We start from the raw sequence: 19312 nt of genomic DNA, 5'->3' as shown, positions 1-19312 counted from the left end.
CTCTTCAGACTTATGCCCTCTCCCATCAAGGAGAGGGAACCTGTCTTTAAGCGGCAATTTCGGTTGCCGCTTTGCTTTGACTTTCGAATGAAATTAAATTTGTGCTCTCCGTCACCTTGTTATTAGAATGTTTCAAACGCAGTGACTCAGGAGCACAGTATGACCGTAAAAGTTATCGTCACCGATATGGACGGAACTTTCCTTGATGATGCCAAGCAGTACGACCGCGACCGCTTTCAGGCACAGTTTGAGCAGCTTAAATCCCGTAATATTGAATTTGTTGTCGCCAGCGGCAACCAGTATTACCAGCTCATCTCCTTCTTCCCGGAACTGAAAGATCAGATCTCCTTCGTGGCGGAAAATGGCGCGCTGGTGTTCGATCACGGTGAGCAGATTTTTCACGGTGAACTGACCCGCCATGAGTCGCAAATTGTCATTGGCGAGTTGCTGAAAGACAACGCGCTCAACTTTGTGGCCTGTGGGCTGGAGAGCGCCTACGTCAGCGAACGGGCGCCGGACGCGTTTGTGGCGCTCATGTCAAAGCACTACCACCGCTTAAAACGCATCCGTGATTACCGCGAAATTGACGACGTGCTGTTCAAATTCTCCCTGAATTTGCCGGACAGCGATATCCCGAATCTTGTCGACAAACTGCACGTCTCCCTCGACGGGATTATGAAACCCGTCACCAGCGGTTTTGGGTTTGTCGATTTAATTATCCCGGGCCTGCACAAAGCCAACGGTATTAGCCGTCTGCTGAAGCGCTGGAAAATCTCGCCGCAGGCGTGCGTGGCCATCGGGGACAGCGGCAACGATGCGGAAATGCTGAAGCTGGTGAAATACAATTTTGCCATGGGCAACGCGGCGCAGAGCATTAAAACGATCTGCCGCTACAGCACGGATGACAACAACCATCAGGGCGCACTGAATGTGATTCAGGCCGTGCTTGACGACCACTCCCCGTTCGACGCGTAATCTCTCCCTTGCCGGAGCACTGCTCCGGCACCTCACTCTTTTTCCATCCTGTGGCACACGTCAAATATTTAAACTTGCATTAACTAATTTTTAACTTAAAGTATCACTTGTAGATATTTTTACTTTCGAATGAAAGATGCGAGGCAGTTATGACGTTTACCAGTGAAAGTTTGCCTGCGGACCATAAAGCAGCGATTCGTCAGTTGAAGCGTGAACTACGTGCGCAGATCGGAGACGTTCAGGCGGTATTCGACACGCTCAGCGATAAAATCGCGACCCGCGTGGCGGAAATTAATGCCCTGAAGAACAAAGGTGAAACCGTCTGGCCGGTTATCCCGTTTGCGGATGTGAAAAACGGGACGATCACCCAGGCACAGCGTGACGCGGTCAAACGCCGTGGCTGCGCGGTGATTAAAGGTCACTTCCCCCGCGAGCAGGCGCTGGCGTGGGATCAATCGATGCTCGACTACCTCGATCTCAACCGGTTTGATGAGGTCTATAAAGGTCCGGGCGATAACTTCTTTGGTACCTTAACCGCCTCACGTCCGGAAATTTACCCTATCTACTGGTCGCAGGCGCAAATGCAGGCCCGACAGAGTGAAGAGATGGCGCAGGTACAGTCGTTCCTGAACCGTTTATGGACATTCGAGAGTAATGGCAAACAGTGGTTCGATCCGGACGTCAGCGTCATTTATCCGGACCGTATTCGTCGTCGCCCACCGGGTGCCACCTCTAAAGGGCTGGGCGCGCATACCGATTCCGGCGCGCTGGAGCGCTGGCTGCTGCCGGCCTATCAGCAGGTCTTTGCCCGCGTTTTTGACGGCAACGTGGATAAATACGATCCGTGGAACGCCGCACACCGTACCGAAGTGGAAGAGTACACCGTGGATAACACCACAAAATGTTCTGTATTCCGCACCTTCCAGGGCTGGACGGCGCTGTCAGATATGATCCCGGGTCAGGGGTTGCTGCATGTGGTGCCTATTCCGGAAGCGATGGCCTACATTCTGCTGCGTCCGCTGCTGGATGATGTCCCGGAAGATGAACTCTGCGGCGTCGCGCCGGGACGTGTCCTGCCGGTCTCCGAGAAATGGCATCCGCTGCTAATCGAAGCGCTGAGCAGCATTCCTGCACTGGAAGCAGGCGATTCCGTGTGGTGGCACTGTGACGTGATCCACTCCGTTGCACCGGTGGAAAATCAGCAAGGCTGGGGCAACGTGATGTATATCCCTGCCGCCCCAATGTGCGAGAAAAATCTCGCCTATGCGAAAAAAGTGAAAGCAGCGCTGGAAACCGGTGCATCGCCGGGCGATTTCCCGCGCGAAGATTATGAAAAAAACTGGCAGGACCGCTTTACCGTGAACGATCTGAATATTCACGGCAAGCGTGCACTGGGCATGGCTTAACTGTCGTATAACCCTTCCCGCTCCACGGCGGTGCGTCGTTTCCCCTGACGTATCCGCCGGACAGATCCCCGCACGGCCAGCGTGCCGTTAAGCAATAACGTTCCCACTGGCGCATCCGGGCGCATCAGCCGTTGCTGAAGCATATGCACCGCTTCGGTTCCCAGTTCATCGCGCGGTACGTGCACCGCCGTGAGCGGAACATCCTGAATGGCCGCCAGATTAAACCCGTCAATGCTCATCACCGAGATATCCTGCGGCACGCGCAAGCCCTGTTTTTGCAGCGCACTGATGGTGCCCGCCGCCATAAAATCGCCGCCGACCAAAAATGCGGTGGGCAGATCCTTACCCTGCATTTGACGGAGCCAGGAGGTGACCAGCTCTTCCGTTTCGCGCGCGCTGAAGCTCGGAGCCACCAGCAGATCGCGTTTATCGTTGAATTTCAGGTTGTGAGATTGCCACGCATCGCGGATCCCGGCCAGACGCAGTTCCATGGTGTAACGCCGCAGGCAGAGGACATTCATCACCTCACGGTGTCCCATTTCAAACAGATAGTCCGCGGCCCGCTCACCTATCGCGCGGTGGTCCGGTGCCACTGCAGGCAGGCGCATATGCCGGTCGCGGCAGTTAATCAGCATGCAGGGTTTACCCACATCCACCGCCAGATCGTGGATATGCGGATCGTCGATACCGAGAAGAATAGCGGCCTGTGTCTCCGGCTCGTTCATCCGTGCCAGAAAAAGCTGTGCGTCGCTGTCATTCTCTTCCAGCGCGCAATAACGCAGACGGACATCGTGGGAAGCAAGGCCTTTACTCACGCTCTGGATCACGCGGTAGTAAAAGATGTCGGACCGCTCGTCAAAGGCGCGCTGTGGCGCAAAAACCACCAGGCTGTTGAGCAGCAGACGCCCCGCCGCCAGACCGTCCATCACTCCCAGCTCCCGCGCACAGGCCAGTACCCTGGCGCGCGCTTTTTCACTGGTGTTCGCTTTTCCTGCCAGCACCCGCGACACGGTGCTGATGGAGAGCTGCGTGCGGGCGGCAATTTCGGTGATTTTTAGCCTTTTGTCCATTTTGTGATCTGGCTCCATTTGCGAAATGAAAAAATTTTCATAGCGTACTCATCAGGCAGTAACGGGCATGAAAAGCATCATGCCAGATGATTTATGTCATTGATGAGAAATTTTGCACAAAATCCACTATTGCCCGCTCATTTTCTCCCTTAAGGTGAATTTGTCACACCACTTCCATACTAGTTGTATAGCAACTTCTAAATTAAAACGGATAGAAATCAAAGCCATAAAAATCTGTGTGACACCTGAACCTCCGTCCCCTTACCGTCCGTCTTGTGGAGAGTAAAATGAGTCAGGACATCAATAACACCGTTGCGACAAGCAAAACCCGTCGCGTCATTAAGAACCTGCGCTGGTATGTGCTGGTGCTGTTCTTACTGGGCGTCACCGTTAACTACATCACCCGAAACTCGCTGGGTATTCTCGCCCCTGAGTTGAAAGAGAGCCTTGGGATCACCACCGAGCAATACTCCTGGATCGTCGGGGCATTTCAGATTGCCTACACCATTTTCCAGCCTCTGTGCGGCTGGTTGATCGACGTGATTGGTCTGAAGATTGGCTTTATGGTTTGCGCCGGGATCTGGGCGCTGATGTGTATTTTCCACGCCGGGGCGGGCAGCTGGCTGCACCTGGCTATCTTGCGCTTCTTTATGGGTGCATCTGAAGCGGCCGCCACGCCGGCGAATGCGAAAACCATTGGCGAATGGTTCCCGAAATCGGAACGTCCTGTCGCGGCCGGTTGGGCGGGCGTAGGGTTTTCCATTGGCGCGATGCTGGCACCGCCCATCATCTATTTCGCGCACGCCTCGTTTGGCTGGCAGGGCGCATTTATGTTTACCGGCGTGCTGGCGCTGCTGTGGGTGATCCTCTGGTGGGCTTTTTACCACAACCCGGAACAGCATCCGAATCTGAGCAAGGACGAGCTGGCGTTTATCAAGCAGGATAACGAACCGCCTGCGGTAAAACTGCCCTTCCTCACCGCGCTGAAAAATGTCTCCAAAAATAAGCGCTTCTACGGTATCGCCCTTCCGGCGTTTATGGCCGAACCGGCCTGGGCCGTGCTGAGCTTCTGGGTTCCGCTGTATCTCGCCAAAGAGCACGGCATGGATTTGAAGCAGATTGCGATGTTTGCCTGGCTGCCGTTCCTTGCCGCGGACCTCGGCAGCGTGGCAAGCGGCTACCTCACCCGTCTGTATGCCCGACTGTTCGGCTGCAGCCGTGTGAACTCGGTGGTGGCCAGCTCCGTCACCGGCGCATTCCTGATGATCTCCCTGGCGGTCGTGGCCATTACCCGCGACCCGTATATCACCATCGTGCTGATCTCCATCGGCGGTTTCGGGCATCAGATCATCTCCTGCATGCTCAGCGCCCTGGTCGTGGAGTCATTTGATAAAGGTCAGATGGCGACCGTTAACGGCATGCGCGGCTCGGCGGCCTGGATCGCCAGCTTCCTGTTCTCCCTGTTAATTGGGGTGACCGCCGACAAAATCGGCTTTAACCCGCTCTTTATTGCCATGGGGTTCTTTGACCTGATTGGCGCTGTTTTCCTGGTGGCATTTATTGCTGAACGTCGCGCCAAGCGCGCCTGATAGTGGATGTATTGCATATGAAAACCCTGAAAAGCTGGACCGTTGATAAGCAGTCGGCAAATCATCTGGAACTGCTGGTCGATAACCAGCACCGTCTGTGCCTGTATATGCTGGAAGAAAATCTGTTCCGCGTGCTGATTAAACGCAAAGGTGAGCTGACGCTGGATCGCACCTGGAGCATCGCCCCGCAACAAGATGTGCCGTGGGAAGGTCGCCGCCGCGACGATCTGAGTGGTTTCACCTGCCCCGCCTGGACACTAACGCAGCAGGACGACGTACTGACGGTTGCTACCGAACAGCTGCGTGTGACCGTGCATCAGCCGCTGTGGCTGGAGTGGCACTACCGCAATGAGGCGGGTGAGTGGCAGCCACTGGTCAACGACCGTCCAACCAGTGCCTATCTGCTGAATGCCCATGGCGACGGTGCGGCGCACTACCTGAGCCGCCGCAAGGATGAACGCTTCTACGGTCTGGGTGAGAAAGCCGGCGATCTGCAGCGTAACGGTAAACGCTACGAGATGCGCAACCTCGATGCAATGGGCTACAACGCGGCCAGCACCGATCCTCTGTACAAACATATTCCGTTCACCCTCACCCGTCGCGATGACGTGAGTTACGGTCTCTTCTACGACAACCTGAGCAGCTGCTGGCTGGATCTGGGCAACGAGATTGACAACTATCACACCGCCTATCGTCGCTGGCAGGCGGAAGCGGGCGACATCGATTACTACCTGTTCACGGGCAAACGGGCGCTGGACGTGACCAAAGCCTTCGTGCGTCTGACCGGGAAAACGCTCTTCGGGCCGAAATGGAGCCTGGGTTACAGCGGTTCGACCATGCATTACACCGACGCGCCGGATGCGCAGAACCAGCTGATGAACTTTATTCGTCTGTGCGAAGAACATGCTATTCCCTGCGACTCGTTCCAGCTCTCTTCGGGCTATACCTCGATCAACGGCAAGCGCTACGTCTTTAACTGGAACCACGACAAGGTGCCGCAGCCGAAGGTGATGACCCAGGCCTTCCACGACGCGGGGTTAAAGCTGGCGGCCAACATCAAGCCATGCCTGCTGCAGGATCACCCGCGCTATAACGAAGTTGCGGAAAACGGGTTGTTCATCCGCGATTCAGAAACCGACGCGCCAGAACGCTCCAGCTTCTGGGATGACGAAGGTTCTCACCTCGATTTTACCAACCCACAGACGGTGAAATGGTGGCAGGAAGGGGTAACCACGCAGCTGCTTGAGATGGGGATCGACTCCACCTGGAACGACAACAACGAATATGAAGTGTGGGATGGCGAAGCCCGCTGCCACGGCTTTGGCAAGGAAATCGCGATCAAGCACATTCGCCCGGTAATGCCGCTGCTGATGATGCGTGCCTCGCTGGAAGCGCAGCAGCGTTTTGCCCCGGAAAAACGTCCGTATCTCATTTCCCGCTCCGGCTGCGCGGGCATGCAGCGTTACGTCCAGACCTGGAGCGGCGATAACCGTACCAGCTGGGACACCCTGCGTTATAACACCCGCATGGGTCTGGGAATGAGCCTGTCCGGGCTGTTTAATGTGGGGCATGATGTCGGTGGTTTCTCCGGCGACAAACCCGACGCGGAACTGTTCGTACGCTGGGTGCAAAACGGCGTGATGCATCCGCGCTTTACCATTCACTCATGGAATGATGACCACACCGTTAACGAGCCGTGGATGTATCCGGGCGTGACGCCGGCTATTCGTGGTGCCATTGAATTACGCTATCGTCTGCTGCCGTACCTTTATACCCTGCTCTGGCAGGCGCATGCTGACGACGAACCGATGCTACGCCCGACCTTCCTCGACCACGAACACGATGCGCAGACGTTTGAGGAGAACGATGATTTCCTGCTGGGTCGCGACCTGCTGGTGGCCAGCGTGGTGGAGGCCGGGCAGCGCGAGCGACGCGTCTGGCTGCCGGATAACGAAACGGGCTGGTACGATTTTTACACCCACGAGTGGTTCGCTGGCGGGCAGTGGATCGTACGTGATGCGCCGCTGGAGAAATTGCCGCTGCTGGTACGTGCCGGTGCGGGTCTGCCGCTCAGCGAACGCATTACGCATGTCAGCGCGGAAAAAGACACTACCCGTGAGCTGAAACTGTTCCCGGTGAAAGGCGTCGGTTCAACCGCGGGCCTGCTGTTTGAAGACGATGGTGAAAGCTGGGGCTATCAGAACGGCAATGCGCTGTGGGTGGAATGGGACATGGCATGCGACGGTGCCACCATCAACCTGAAGGTCAGTGCGCGGGGAGATTATCGTCCGGCGTGGAAAGCGCTGAAGATATCGTTACCGGCCGGGGAAAAACGCACGCTGCTGGTGAATGGTATTGAAGGGAGTGAATGGGTGGTCTAGTACGGCCTGATGCCCGCTCCCACAGGGAGAGGGCATCAAACACAGGCCCGGTAGGCGTAGCGCCACCGGGCTTTTTTTAACTCTCGATACCTTTACTGCGCAGGTAATCTTCGTAGTTACCGGTGAAGTCCACCACGCGCTCAGGCGTAATTTCGATCACGCGGGTCGCCAGCGAGCTGACGAATTCACGGTCGTGAGAGACGAAGATCAGGGTCCCCTGATACATCTCCAGCGCCATGTTCAGCGATTCGATAGATTCCATATCCAGGTGGTTAGTCGGTTCATCCATCACCAGGATATTGGGTTTTTCCATCATCAGCTTGCCGAACAGCATGCGCCCTTTTTCACCACCGGACAGCACTTTAGCAGGCTTCTTGATGTCGTCCTGACTGAACAGCAGACGACCCAGAATGCTGCGCACCGCCTGCTCGTCATCGCCTTCCTGCTTCCACTGGCTCATCCAGTCGAAGACGGTCAGGTCGTTTTCGAACTCGTATTCATGGTCCTGTGCGTAGTAACCAATCTGCGCGTTTTCAGACCACTTCACGGTACCGTTATCCGGCTGCAGTTCGCCGACCAGGGTTTTCAGCAGGGTGGATTTACCCACGCCGTTGGCACCCAGAATGGCGATCTTCTCGCCCACTTCCAGCAGCAGGTTAAAGTTTTTAAACAGCGGACCGTTTTCAAAACCTTTAGCCAGGGCTTCCACTTCCAGCGCATTACGGAACAGTTTCTTGTCCTGCTCGAAGCGGATGAATGGGTTCTGACGGCTGGACGCTTTCACTTCATCAAGCTTGATCTTGTCAATCTGACGCGCACGAGAGGTCGCCTGGCGAGATTTAGAGGCGTTCGCGCTGAAGCGGCTGACGAAAGACTGCAGATCAGCAATCTGGGCTTTCTTCTTGGCGTTATCCGCCAGCAGACGTTCACGCGCCTGCGTGGCTGCCGTCATGTACTCATCGTAGTTGCCCGGATAAACGCGCAGCTCGCCGTAGTCCAGGTCCGCCATGTGTGTACACACCATGTTCAGGAAGTGACGGTCGTGCGAGATGATGATCATGGTGCTGTCGCGATCGTTCAGCGTCTGCTCCAGCCAGCGGATGGTGTCGATGTCCAGGTTGTTCGTTGGTTCGTCGAGCAGCAGGATATCCGGATTGGAGAACAGCGCCTGCGCCAGCAGAACACGCAGTTTCCAGCCTGGCGCGACTTCGCTCATCGGACCGTAATGTTGTTCTACCGGAATACCCACACCCAGCAGCAGCTCGCCCGCACGCGCTTCCGCAGAGTAGCCATCCATTTCGCCGTACAGCACTTCGAGATCGGCCACTTTGTAGCCATCTTCTTCGCTCATCTCCGCCAGAGCGTAGATGCGATCGCGCTCCTGCTTCACTTCCCACAGCTCAGCGTGTCCCATGATAACGGTGTCAAGCACGGTGAACTCTTCAAAGGCGAACTGATCCTGACGCAGCTTACCGATGCGCTCGTTTGGATCCAGCGAAACGTTGCCCAGCGTCGGCTCTAAATCACCGCCGAGGATTTTCATAAAAGTAGATTTACCGCTACCGTTGGCGCCAATCAGGCCGTAACGGTTGCCGCCGCCAAATTTGACGGAAATGTTTTCGAACAGCGGCTTACTGCCAAACTGCATAGTGACGTTGCTGGTAACTAACACGGGGAGATTCCTGCGAAAAGTGTGATAAACACGGCATTATGCCACAATTCCGAATTGAGATCCCGCGTTGCGGCAATCCGCTAAACTTTAACAAAATCGAAAAAAATGTGATTTCGTACACATCTGAATTCCCTGTTAGCGGGAATGCACATATAATGCGCTCCCATCAAGATTCAGACTTATCAACTCATCGCCGGAATGGCTTAGATACCTCGCACAACATGAACATGAAATTAACAACGCTTTTTGCGGCGGCGTTAGCCGTAGTAGGTTTTTGCAAAACCGCTTCTGCGGTGACTTATCCGCTGCCGACAGACGGTAGCCGTCTGGTTGGTCAAAACCAGGTGGTCACGGTGCCTGAAGGTAACGCTCAGCCACTGGAATATTTCGCGGCGCAGTACCAGTTGGGCCTGTCTAACATGCTGGAAGCGAATCCGGGTGTTGACCCGTATCTGCCTAAAGCCGGTACCGTGCTGAACATTCCTCAGCAGCTGATCCTGCCGGATACCGTCCATGAAGGTATCGTCATCAACAGCGCGGAAATGCGTCTGTATTACTACCCGAAAGGCACCAACACGGTTATCGTGCTGCCAATCGGTATCGGCCAGCTGGGTAAAGACACCCCAATGAACTGGACGACCAAAGTTGAGCGTAAGAAAGCAGGCCCAACCTGGACGCCAACCGCCAAAATGCACGCAGAGTACATCGCTGCGGGTGAACCCCTGCCAGCTGTTGTACCGGCAGGCCCGGATAACCCAATGGGTCTGTACGCGCTGTACATTGGCCGTCTGTACGCGATTCACGGGACCAACGCCAACTTCGGTATCGGCCTGCGCGTAAGCCACGGCTGCGTACGTCTGCGTAACGAAGACATCAAATTCCTGTTCGAAAACGTGCCGGTCGGTACCCGCGTCCAGTTCATCAACGAACCGGTTAAAGCGACGTCTGAGCCGGATGGCAGCCGTTACATTGAAGTACACAACCCGCTGTCCACCAGCGAAGACCAGATCAACAACAACGAAATCGTTCCGGTTACGCTGAACAGCGCGGTGCAGTCCGTGACCTCTCAGCCGGATGTAGAGACAGCGATTGTTGACCAGGCCGTTCAGAACCGTTCTGGTATGCCAGTGCGTCTGAACTGACCCTCTGCCCGGTGGCGCTTTGCTGACCGGGTCTGAGAATAAAAAAGCGGGCTCTGATGCCCGCTTTTTTTTATCCGTTATTGACGATAACTATCCCGCCGTGGTCGTAACGGTAGTGACAGTGGGCATACTCAAGCGGTGTGCCATCCTCCAGATAGATAACCTGCTCCACCTCCAGCACCGGATCGGTCTGCTCGCAGATAAGGTGTTGCATATCCAGCGCGTTCGGCTTTAGCGCCCGCACCACCCGGTACGACCCCATAATTTTCAGCCCCAGCGTTTCCTGCACGTAGCGGAACACGGAGCCTTCAAGATGGCTTTTATTCAGACCGGGCACCAGATTAAGCGGCATAACGGTGGAGTCCAGCGACATCGGCTCACCGTTGAGCAGACGCAAACGAACAAAGTCATAGACAGGCGCATCGGCGTTAATCATCAGCGAGGCCTGCTCCTTCTCGTTCGGAAAGCGCAACTCGAAATGGACCACGACGCTGGAAACGGTGCCCAGATGCTCCCAGGTTTTTGTTGCGCCGAAGTAGTCGCTGCCGGAAAGATCCCACTGCGAGAGTTGCAGGAAATTTTTGCGGATAAACGTCCCCTGCCCCTGACGGGTATAGATCAGCCCTTCCACAATTAACTGGCGTATGGCCTGCTGTATGGTCATCCGGCTGGTGCTGAACTCCGCCGCCAGGGCAAACTGGTCCGGGAGCGGTTCGTTGGCGGCGTATTGCTGGCTAATAATGCGTTTCTTAATTTCCCGCGCTATGGTGATGTACTTCGCCGCCATCGTCCTTCCTTTTTGTTAGTTTTCTGTCCCGCTGTTTTTTAATGCCACTCTCTCGGCAATTTTGAGGAAAGGCAGGTAGAAGAATACACCAAATACAATGATTGCCAACTGCACGACCACGGCGCGCCAGTCCCCTGCCGTTGCCAGCCAGGCGCTCAGAATGGGCGGGGTTGTCCACGGGATCATAACCACACAGCGCGACATTAACCCCAGGGTAGTACAGAACCACGCAAACCAGATACCTATGGCAGGTAGCAGCACAAAGGGGATCATCAGCGGCAGGTTGAACACAATCGGCAGGCCAAAAATGACCGGCTCGTTGATGTTAAACAGGCCCGGCGCCAGCGACAAACGGGCCACCTGTTTCGCCGATTTTTGCCGTGAGAAGATGAAAATGGCAATCAACAGGGAAATCGTGCTGCCGGTCCCCCCCACCATACCAAAGGTCGGTACAAAGATATTATTGATGATATGTGGGACAGGCTGACCGTTGGCAAAGGCCAGCATATTCTCGTTGGTGTTGATCAGCAGAAACGGCTCCAGCACCACGCTGTTAACCACCGACTGATGGATCCCAAGCGTGAACAGGAAGTTACCAAAGCTATAGATAAAAATCGTGCCCGGCAGGCTGGTATTGATCAGGCGCAGCGGCTGTTGAATAAAAGTGGTGATCAGATGGATGAGATCCGTGTGCAACACGTTCGCCAGAAGCGCGGCCAGTATGGCAAACAGGGAAAGCGTCAGGATCGTCGGGATCAGCGCGGTAAACGATTTGCTGACCGCCGGCGGTACATTTTCACCTAAAGAAATGTGCAGCGCTTTCAGACGAGAAATGGCGATAAACAGTTCCGTTGAGAGCAGACCAATCAGCACCCCGGCAAAAATGCCGGTTGAGCCAATATTGGAGAACGTCAGCACCTGCGTGACGTTCACCGTGGCGTCGCTGCCGACGGGCGTGAGCTGTAAGCGCATCGGCATCATAATGATAAAACTGCTGATGGCGATAACCACTGCCGAGACCGGGTTGTCGAAGTCTTTGTTGCGTGCCAGCGACCAGGCAATCATCGGTGCCAGCAACAGCGCGGCGATATTCAGCGTACCGTTAATAATCGCCTCGCCCCACACCTTAAAATGCGCCAGCGTGTCGCCTTCAAAAATCCATGGGAATACCACGTTATTCACCAGCACCGCCAGACCGGCAAGGATGAAAATGGGCATGACCGTGGCGAAGGCATCGCGCAGGGAACGCAGGTGCACCTGGTTTGCCAGGCGCGCCGAGAACTCAACAAATCTGTCGACAAAAGACTGCATATGCGGTGTTATTTTTGTTTCAGACATAGCGGATATTTCCCTTCAATCAGTCACAAAAACGGCCCGGCAGCGTACGGCTTACATCTCGCGTCCGTTGGTATGGATAACCTGTTTCAACCATGCGTAGCTCTTCTTCGGTACGCGCTTTAAGTCTTTCAGGTCGTGGTTTTCACGGTTCACATAGACCACGCCGTAACGCTTACGCATGTCTCCCTGTGAACTCAGAATGTCGATTAAGCCCCAGCCGAGGTAACCGATCACCTCCGCGCCATCCTCAAACATGGCTTGTTTCATCGCCTCGATATGCGCCCGGTGGTAGTCAATACGGTAGGTATCTTCAATCGGATTCACACCGTCCCAGGACTCGATCACCCCAATACCGTTTTCAATCGGGAATACCGGCATACGCCAGTCGTTGTAATAGCGGGTGATGATGGTGCGAAAGCCCAGCGGATCAATCTGCCAGTTCCATTCGGTCGCTTTCAGGTACGGGTTATTTTTATCACCGTGCAGAAGGTAATCGTTGACCGGCGTTCCTTCGGGGATCGCATCGCTGTCGAGGGTTTTACTGGCGTAGTAGCTGAAGGCCATATAGTCGTTTTTGGTACGCGCCAGCAGCGCAAGATCCTCAGCGCGGTAGATATCCGCAAAACCTTGCTGTTCAACTACCGCCATCACCGCCGGGCTGTAACCCTGGCCGGCAAAGACGCGCAGCAGGTTCTGGTTGAGGAATTCGTCATACTGCTGGGCGCAGAAGATATCACGCGGTTTACAGGTCGCCGGATAGACCAGCTGGTGCGCCAGCATGCCGCCCATCAGCTGCCCCGGACGGGTCTGGTGCAGGTATTCGGTCAGGGTCATATGCGCGACCATGGTGTGGTGCTGCAGTTCATACAGCTCGCGCAGGGTTTTCTCGCCTTTCATATAGCCCGAGATCCGGAAGGCTTCCGGCATGTGGAAGATGTTCTGCTCGTTAAACGTCAGCCAGTACTTCACCCGGTCGCCGTAACAGTCGATCATCTTTTTGCCGTAGCGGATAAACGCGTCCATCACACGGCGATCGTTAAAACCGTTGTACTCCTGCGCCAGCGCCAGCGGCATATCGAAGTGGTAGAGGCAGATCATCGGCTCAATGCCGCGGGCAATTAAATCGTCAATAAAGCGGTCATAAAAGGCGATACCTTCGTCGTTGAAGTCACCGTCGCCCTGTGGACATACGCGGCTCCAGGCGATCTGAAAGCGGTAGCAGTTCATGCCCAGATCCTGCATCAGGTCGAAATCTTCCCGATAGCGGTGGTAGGAATCGGTCGCGACTTTCCAGTCAGAAACGTTCTCCCCGGCTTCGCGAATGTCATAAACCGACATTCCCTTTCCTCCCTCATTCCAGGCCCCTTCCGTCTGCATACTGGATACGGAATTGCCCCATAAAAAATTGGCTGGCAGAAATTGATTCATGATCGCTCCCTATATGACTAGTCATTTAAAATTTCATGACTAGTCATATAGGCGAAGACGAAAAATCAATCAAAGAGGAGGATCGTTTTTTGTGAGCAAGGCGGGAAAAAAACCCGGTCAGCGAAGCGAGACCGGGGGGAAGGACGGTTATTGTTGTGCGAGCTGATGACGGCGATATTCACCCTGCCGCTCCAGCATCCAGCCCGGGTATTCGCGCGGCAGCGCGCTGACGGCATCAAGCTGTTTAAGCTCGTCTTCGCTTAAACGGATCCCGGTGGCGGCAATGTTGTCGTCCAGCTGGTCGACACGTTTGGCACCAATAATGACGCTGGTTACGGCCTTCTGATGCAGCAACCACGCCAGCGCAATTTGCGCCACAGAGACACCCTTGCGCTCGGCCAGAGTGCGCATCACATCCACGCAATCGAAAGCACGCTCTTTATTCACCGGCGGGAAGTCAAATTCCAGGCGGCGACCGCCGGATTCACTCTGCCCGTCACGGCCATATTTTCCGCTAAGCAGACCGCCTGCCAGTGGGCTCCAGACCATCAGCCCGACGCCTTCACTTTGCATCATCGGTATCAGTTCACGCTCAAGATCGCGCCCGGCGATGGTGTAATACGCCTGCAGCGAAGCAAAACGCGCCAGTCCAAGGCGTTCGGAAATGCCCAGCGCTTTGGCAATCTGCCACGCCGCCCAGTTAGAGACGCCGATATAACGCACGTGCCCATGCTGCACCAGGTTATCCAGCGCGTAGAGCATCTCTTCGACAGGGGTTGCCGGGTCAAAACCGTGGAGCTGATACAGATCGATATGATCGAGCTGCAGACGGCGCAGGCTCTCTTTGACGCTACTGATGATGTGATAGCGCGAACTGCCGCGGGAGTTCACCCCGGCCGTGCCCGTTTCGCCAAACACTTTGGTGGCAACCACCACATTTTCGCGCGGAATTTTCAGGTTCTTCAGCGCCTGGCCGGTGATCTCCTCCGAGCGCCCTTCCGAATACACATCCGCGGTATCGATGAAATTAATTCCGGCATCCAGTGCACGGCCCACCAGCTGCTCGGCTTCACTTTGCTGCAGCTGACCAATCTTGCCCCACATGCCGCCTTCTCCGCCGAAGGTCATGGTGCCAAGGCACAGTTCAGACACAAACAGACCGGTATTGCCCAGTTTTTGATAACGCATAAGATAATCCTCGCATGTCGTTCGATGGGTACCCGATAGTTATACCCGCCCCATAGCCATCGCGAATGTGGTGTTCCTGTCCGTTTCTTGCCCAATCCTCTGAATCTTATCCGCGCGGAGCCTCACCAAAGACCTTGTAATCCGGTAATTGCACCTGCTGATACGGCTCCCAGCCGCCGCCCAGCGCTTTGTAGAGCGCCACCAGATCGAGAGCGCTTTGTACCTGCGCCTGCGCGCGTTGCTGCTGCGCCTGCGCCAGTTGCCGCTGGGCATCCAGCACGTCAATAAAGCTGGCGATCCCCTGCCGGTAGCTGTCGCTTGCCAAATCAAACGCGTTTTGCAACGCATCGATGGTTTTAGCAAGGCCGGCTTCACGCTGCTGATCGGTGCGGTAGCTCACCAGCGCATTCTCCACGTCCCCGAGCGCGGTGAGCACCGTCTGGCGGTAGTCGAGCACTGCCGCGCCCTGCTGCGCACGCGCCACCTTCACGCTCGACACCAGTCTTCCGCCCTGGAAAATCGGTATCGAGACCTGCGGGCCGAAGCTGTAGAAGTGGCTGCTCCAGTCCGTCAGCCAGTTGGTTTCGCTGTTTCGCAGACCAAACTGCCCGGAGAGGGTAAAGCTCGGGAACAGCTGCGCCACGGAAACGCCAATTTGCGCCGTGGCGGCGTGGAGGTTGGCTTCCGCCTCGCGTACGTCAGGACGACGACGGGCCAGCGTAGAGGGGATACCCGTTTGTACGATATCCGGCAGGGCGGGCATCGGCTGCGCCGACTGCAGCTCCGCATCCAGCGCCCCCGGCGGCTTGCCGAGTAAAATCGCGAGGCCATTCATTGCCTGCCGTGCCTGGGCCTGATACTGAGGAAGCTGCGCTTCGAGGTTCCCCAACTGGGCACGCGCATTTTCAACGTCCATTTGCGGTGACAGCCCGCCCCGCTGGCGGCTTTCGGTGAGTTCCAGGGTTTGTTGCGCGCTCTTAATCTGGGTGTTCAGCGTGGCAATGATGCTCTGCGCACCCCGCAGCTGCAGCCATGCGCGCGCCACTTCCGCCTCCAGCGACACCAGCGCGTCGTTACGCTGCTCTATCGCCGCTTTCTGCTGCGCTTCGGCAGCCTCGACCTGTCGGCGCACCTTGCCCCACAGGTCGATTTCCCACTGCGCATCGAAGCTCCCCTGGTAAAGATTGATCGGCTGCGTCAGCGGTCCTAGCGCGCCCCTGAGTTCAGGATCCACGTTATCAAGCTGGTCGTACACGCCGTGGGATTTCAGCTCTCCCTCCAGCCCAAGCTGCTGGCGCGTTGCCTGCAGATTACCGTTTACGGAAGGGTAAAACGCCCCACCCGCCTGGTTAATCTGTTCGCGCGCCCCGGCAATACGCAACACCGTCTGCTGCAGGGATAAATTTCCCGCGATCGCGCGCTCTATCAGGCTGTCCAGCTGCGGTGAACCGAAGGTTTTCCACCAGCGTGGGTTGGTTGCCATCGAGGCCGTTTTTGACTTCACGCCGCTGTCACCCGGGTCGTTCCAGTGTGTCGGGGTCTGCGACGCCGGCGGCTGGTAATCCGGCCCCACGGCACAGCCTGCCAGCAGCATGATCATCAGGGGGGTTAAACGTCTGTGTATCATCAATGTGCTCCTGCACTCCCCTCGCTCTTAACCGGCGAGAGCAACAAACAAAACGGAATCAGTAACATGGCTACCACGCTCAGAATGGTGAACACGTCGATATACGCTAGGAAGCGCGACTGCTCGATCATGGTCTGGTACATGCGCCCGGTGGCGATACCGGTAGGGTCCCCGACCTGAGTGGTGAAGTTCTGGATCGCCTGTGCGCTTTCGCGTATCGCCAGCTGGAACTGTTCATTAAACGGTGACGCGTGATAGGCCAGATGCGCGCTGTGCGCCTGGGAACGTTCGGTAATGGCCGCCGTAGAAAGCGAGATGCCAATTGAGCCCGCCACGTTGCGGAACATGGTGAACAGCGCCGCCGCATCGGCGTTCAGCCGCCTCGGTATCGAAATAAAAGCAATGGTGGTGAGAGGAACAAACAGGAACCCAAGCCCTATCGACTGGGCGCTGCGGAACAACACCAGCGTTTCGAAATCGATATCCGGGGTCAGCGTACGTGACCAGAAGAACGACACCGCCAGGCAGGTAAAACCGAAAGCGATAATCCAGCGCGTCTGCACCACCGGCATCAGCTTCAGCACCAGCGGGATAGTCAATACGATCAACACGGCGCCCGGCGAAAGCACCAGCCCCGACCAGGTGGCGGTGTAGCCCAGATCCTGCTGTGCAAGCTGCGGAATCACCACCGAACTGCCGTACAGAATCATCGCCATGCCCGCCATCAGCAGGCTGGAGATGGCGAAGTTGCGATCTTTCATGCAGTGCAGATCTACCACCGGTTTTTTGGCATACACCAGCCAGTAAATCGCTCCAATAATGCCGATGAGCGTCAGCACGGCGAAGGTGCGAATAAAGTTCGAATAAAACCAGTCCTCATCTTCTCCCCGGTCGAGCATCACCTGCAGGCAGCCCAGCCCCAGCGCGATCAGGCCAATCCCCGTCCAGTCGATAGACAGCTTCTCTTTCGATTTGCTTTCCCATGGCGGGTCTTCCAGCAGCTGGTAGATCGCCAGCACCGTTACAATCCCCACCGGAATGTTGATGAAGAAAACCCAGCGCCAGGAGTAGTTATCGGTGATCCAGCCGCCCAGCGTCGGGCCAAGTACCGGCGCAACGATGATGGCGATTGACGACAGGCCAAACGCTTTACCCCGGTCCTCGGGTTTAAAGTAGTCGAGCAGCACCGACTGCTGCGTGGGCTGCAGCCCCCCGCCGAAAAAGCCCTGCATTACGCGAAAGAGAATGATTTGCCACAGCTCGGTGGCGATCCCGCACAGGAACGAACAGACGGTGAACATCACGATGCAGATGAGGAAGAACTGCTTGCGGCCAAAAACCCGGCTCAGGAAAGCCGATATCGGCAGCACTATGCCGTTTGCCACCAGGTAGCTGGTCAATACCCAGGTGGATTCGTCGTAGCTGGACGAGAGCGACCCGGCCACATGCGGGAGTGCCACGTTAACGATAGTGGTGTCGAGGATTTCCATAAACACCGCCAGCGTGACCACAATCGCCACCGCCCACGGATTACTGGCGGGTCGCCAGTTGTCGTGGCTGTGATCCGTCATTCCACTGTCACCTTCGGTGCAACCGACAGCCCAAGCGGCAACGGTTTGTTGGGATCCAGCCCTTTATCAATCACGATCTTCACCGGCACGCGCTGAACGATTTTGACAAAGTTACCGGTAGCGTTTTCCGACGGGAAGGCGGAGAAGCGCGAGCCGCTGCCCTGTTGAATACTGTCGACATGGCCTTCGAGCGCCATATCCGGCCAGGCATCTACGGACACCTCGACCTTATCGCCCGGCTTCATGCGTTCGAGCTGCGACTCTTTAAAGTTCGCCACCACCCACACATTCGGAGAGACCAGTGAAAACAGCGCGGTACCCGCCTGCACCAGGGTGCCGGGCTGGACGTTGCGTTTAGTGACAAAACCGTCAAACGGGGCGCGGACTTCGGTGTAAGAGAGGTTCAGCGTCGCGGTTTCCAGCTGCGCTTTGGCCTGATCGACCTGGCGCTGACGCGCTTCCACATTGGTTTCCTGCTGGCGGATCTGCAGCTGTACCTGCTCCGCCACTTCAAGCTGCGCCTGCGCACTTGCCAGGCCCGCCTGGGCACTGCGCAGCTGGGCATTGGCGGTATCAATACTTTGCTGGGTGGTCGCTCGCGGGTCAACGCCTCGCTGGCGGCGATACTCCGCCTGCGCATTGGCCAGATCGGCCTGCGCTTTAATCACCTGCGCTTTAGCTTCATCACGCTGAGCGGGATACTGGACTTTTGACAGCGCCAGCTGCGCCTGAGCCTGATGCAGCTGGGCGATCGCCAGCCCAAGCTGGGCCTGCGCCTGATCGCGCTGGGCGGTGGTATCACGCGGATCGATAACCACCAGCAGGTCACCCTTTTTCACCCGCTGGTTATCGCGCACGCGCAGCTCGGTGACATAGCCTGCCGTTTTCGGGGCAATCGTCACCACATCACCGTCGGTAAAGGCGTCGTCAGTGGTCTCTTCGTTACGGGTTAAAAACCACCAGACCAGCGCCACGATAACCATCACCACCACGACAATGCCAAGGATGATTAACGGTTTTTTGCCCGGGCGCTTACGCTGTTTAGTGTTGTTTTCCTGCTCGTCAGCAGGCAGGTTTTGATCTTCAGCCATAGGTCAGCAACAGTCCTGTCAGTGAGCGGCATCACACTATGCCGTTC

At 56.2% G+C, this 19312-nt stretch carries 14 protein-coding genes; 5 read left to right on the top strand and 9 right to left on the bottom strand.

Going from position 1 to position 19312, the window contains the following annotated elements; genetic code table 11:
* Positions 1-159: 159 nt before the first annotated feature.
* Both AB6731_RS11360 and AB6731_RS11355 read left to right on the top strand, forming a co-directional pair.
* Complete coding sequence (locus AB6731_RS11360; RefSeq protein ID WP_086532758.1) at positions 160-975, top strand: Cof-type HAD-IIB family hydrolase; 816 nt, start codon at positions 160-162, stop codon at positions 973-975.
* 149 nt (positions 976-1124) lie between these two features.
* The gene (locus AB6731_RS11355) at positions 1125-2381 is read left to right on the top strand and encodes a DUF1479 domain-containing protein (RefSeq protein WP_371006374.1); all 1257 of its coding nucleotides are present in this window, start codon (positions 1125-1127) and stop codon (positions 2379-2381) included.
* Here AB6731_RS11355 and AB6731_RS11350 read toward each other — a convergent pair.
* Positions 2378-3451, bottom strand: a complete 1074-nt coding sequence (locus AB6731_RS11350; protein ID WP_047366374.1) for a LacI family DNA-binding transcriptional regulator — start codon at positions 3449-3451, stop codon at positions 2378-2380. The genes AB6731_RS11355 and AB6731_RS11350 overlap by 4 nt on opposite strands.
* A gap of 287 nt (positions 3452-3738) precedes the next feature.
* Between AB6731_RS11350 and AB6731_RS11345 the strand changes: the two genes are divergently transcribed.
* Both AB6731_RS11345 and AB6731_RS11340 read left to right on the top strand, forming a co-directional pair.
* Positions 3739-5040, top strand: coding sequence for an MFS transporter (locus tag AB6731_RS11345; protein WP_020884899.1), 1302 nt, complete (start codon positions 3739-3741; stop codon positions 5038-5040).
* Positions 5041-5057: 17 nt separating this feature from the next.
* On the top strand, positions 5058-7421 hold the full coding sequence (locus AB6731_RS11340) for a TIM-barrel domain-containing protein (protein ID WP_371006372.1): 2364 nt from the start codon (positions 5058-5060) through the stop codon (positions 7419-7421).
* 76 nt (positions 7422-7497) lie between these two features.
* On the opposite strand, the gene AB6731_RS11335 is transcribed toward AB6731_RS11340, so the two are convergent.
* Complete coding sequence (locus tag AB6731_RS11335; RefSeq protein WP_014169271.1) at positions 7498-9093, bottom strand: ABC-F family ATPase; 1596 nt, start codon at positions 9091-9093, stop codon at positions 7498-7500.
* Between the two features lie 221 nt (positions 9094-9314).
* On the opposite strand from AB6731_RS11335, the gene ldtB reads away from it, so the two are divergent.
* Positions 9315-10235 carry a L,D-transpeptidase gene (ldtB, locus tag AB6731_RS11330; RefSeq protein ID WP_025204618.1) on the top strand — a complete coding sequence of 307 codons (921 nt, stop codon included), beginning with the start codon at positions 9315-9317 and terminating at the stop codon, positions 10233-10235.
* 70 nt (positions 10236-10305) lie between these two features.
* On the opposite strand, the gene AB6731_RS11325 is transcribed toward ldtB, so the two are convergent.
* The 7 genes from AB6731_RS11325 to AB6731_RS11295 all read right to left on the bottom strand — a co-directional run bounded on the left by AB6731_RS11325 (position 10306) and on the right by AB6731_RS11295 (position 19265).
* A complete protein-coding gene (locus AB6731_RS11325; protein WP_014169269.1) occupies positions 10306-11022 on the bottom strand; it encodes a GntR family transcriptional regulator in 717 nt (238 codons plus the stop codon).
* Positions 11023-11037: 15 nt separating this feature from the next.
* A complete protein-coding gene (locus tag AB6731_RS11320) occupies positions 11038-12360 on the bottom strand; it encodes a PTS sugar transporter subunit IIC (protein WP_014169268.1) in 1323 nt (440 codons plus the stop codon).
* Between the two features lie 51 nt (positions 12361-12411).
* On the bottom strand, positions 12412-13788 hold the full coding sequence (locus AB6731_RS11315) for a glycoside hydrolase family 1 protein (protein WP_032677737.1): 1377 nt from the start codon (positions 13786-13788) through the stop codon (positions 12412-12414).
* A gap of 147 nt (positions 13789-13935) precedes the next feature.
* Positions 13936-14976: an aldo/keto reductase gene (locus tag AB6731_RS11310; RefSeq protein WP_014169266.1), complete on the bottom strand. Its 1041-nt coding sequence runs from the start codon at positions 14974-14976 to the stop codon at positions 13936-13938.
* Positions 14977-15082: 106 nt separating this feature from the next.
* On the bottom strand, positions 15083-16603 hold the full coding sequence (locus tag AB6731_RS11305; protein ID WP_063925235.1) for an efflux transporter outer membrane subunit: 1521 nt from the start codon (positions 16601-16603) through the stop codon (positions 15083-15085).
* Positions 16603-18174 carry a DHA2 family efflux MFS transporter permease subunit gene (locus AB6731_RS11300; RefSeq protein ID WP_014169264.1) on the bottom strand — a complete coding sequence of 524 codons (1572 nt, stop codon included), beginning with the start codon at positions 18172-18174 and terminating at the stop codon, positions 16603-16605. Before AB6731_RS11300 ends, AB6731_RS11305 begins: the two co-directional genes overlap by 1 nt.
* Positions 18171-19265: an HlyD family secretion protein gene (locus AB6731_RS11295; protein WP_020884906.1), complete on the bottom strand. Its 1095-nt coding sequence runs from the start codon at positions 19263-19265 to the stop codon at positions 18171-18173. The genes AB6731_RS11300 and AB6731_RS11295 overlap by 4 nt, the downstream gene beginning before the upstream one ends.
* Positions 19266-19312 lie beyond the last annotated feature (47 nt).

The sequence above is a fragment of the Enterobacter sp. RCC_40 genome, assembly GCF_041360735.1.
Lineage (GTDB): Bacteria > Pseudomonadota > Gammaproteobacteria > Enterobacterales > Enterobacteriaceae > Enterobacter > Enterobacter ludwigii.
This window is presented reverse-complemented; position numbering and strand designations above follow the sequence as displayed.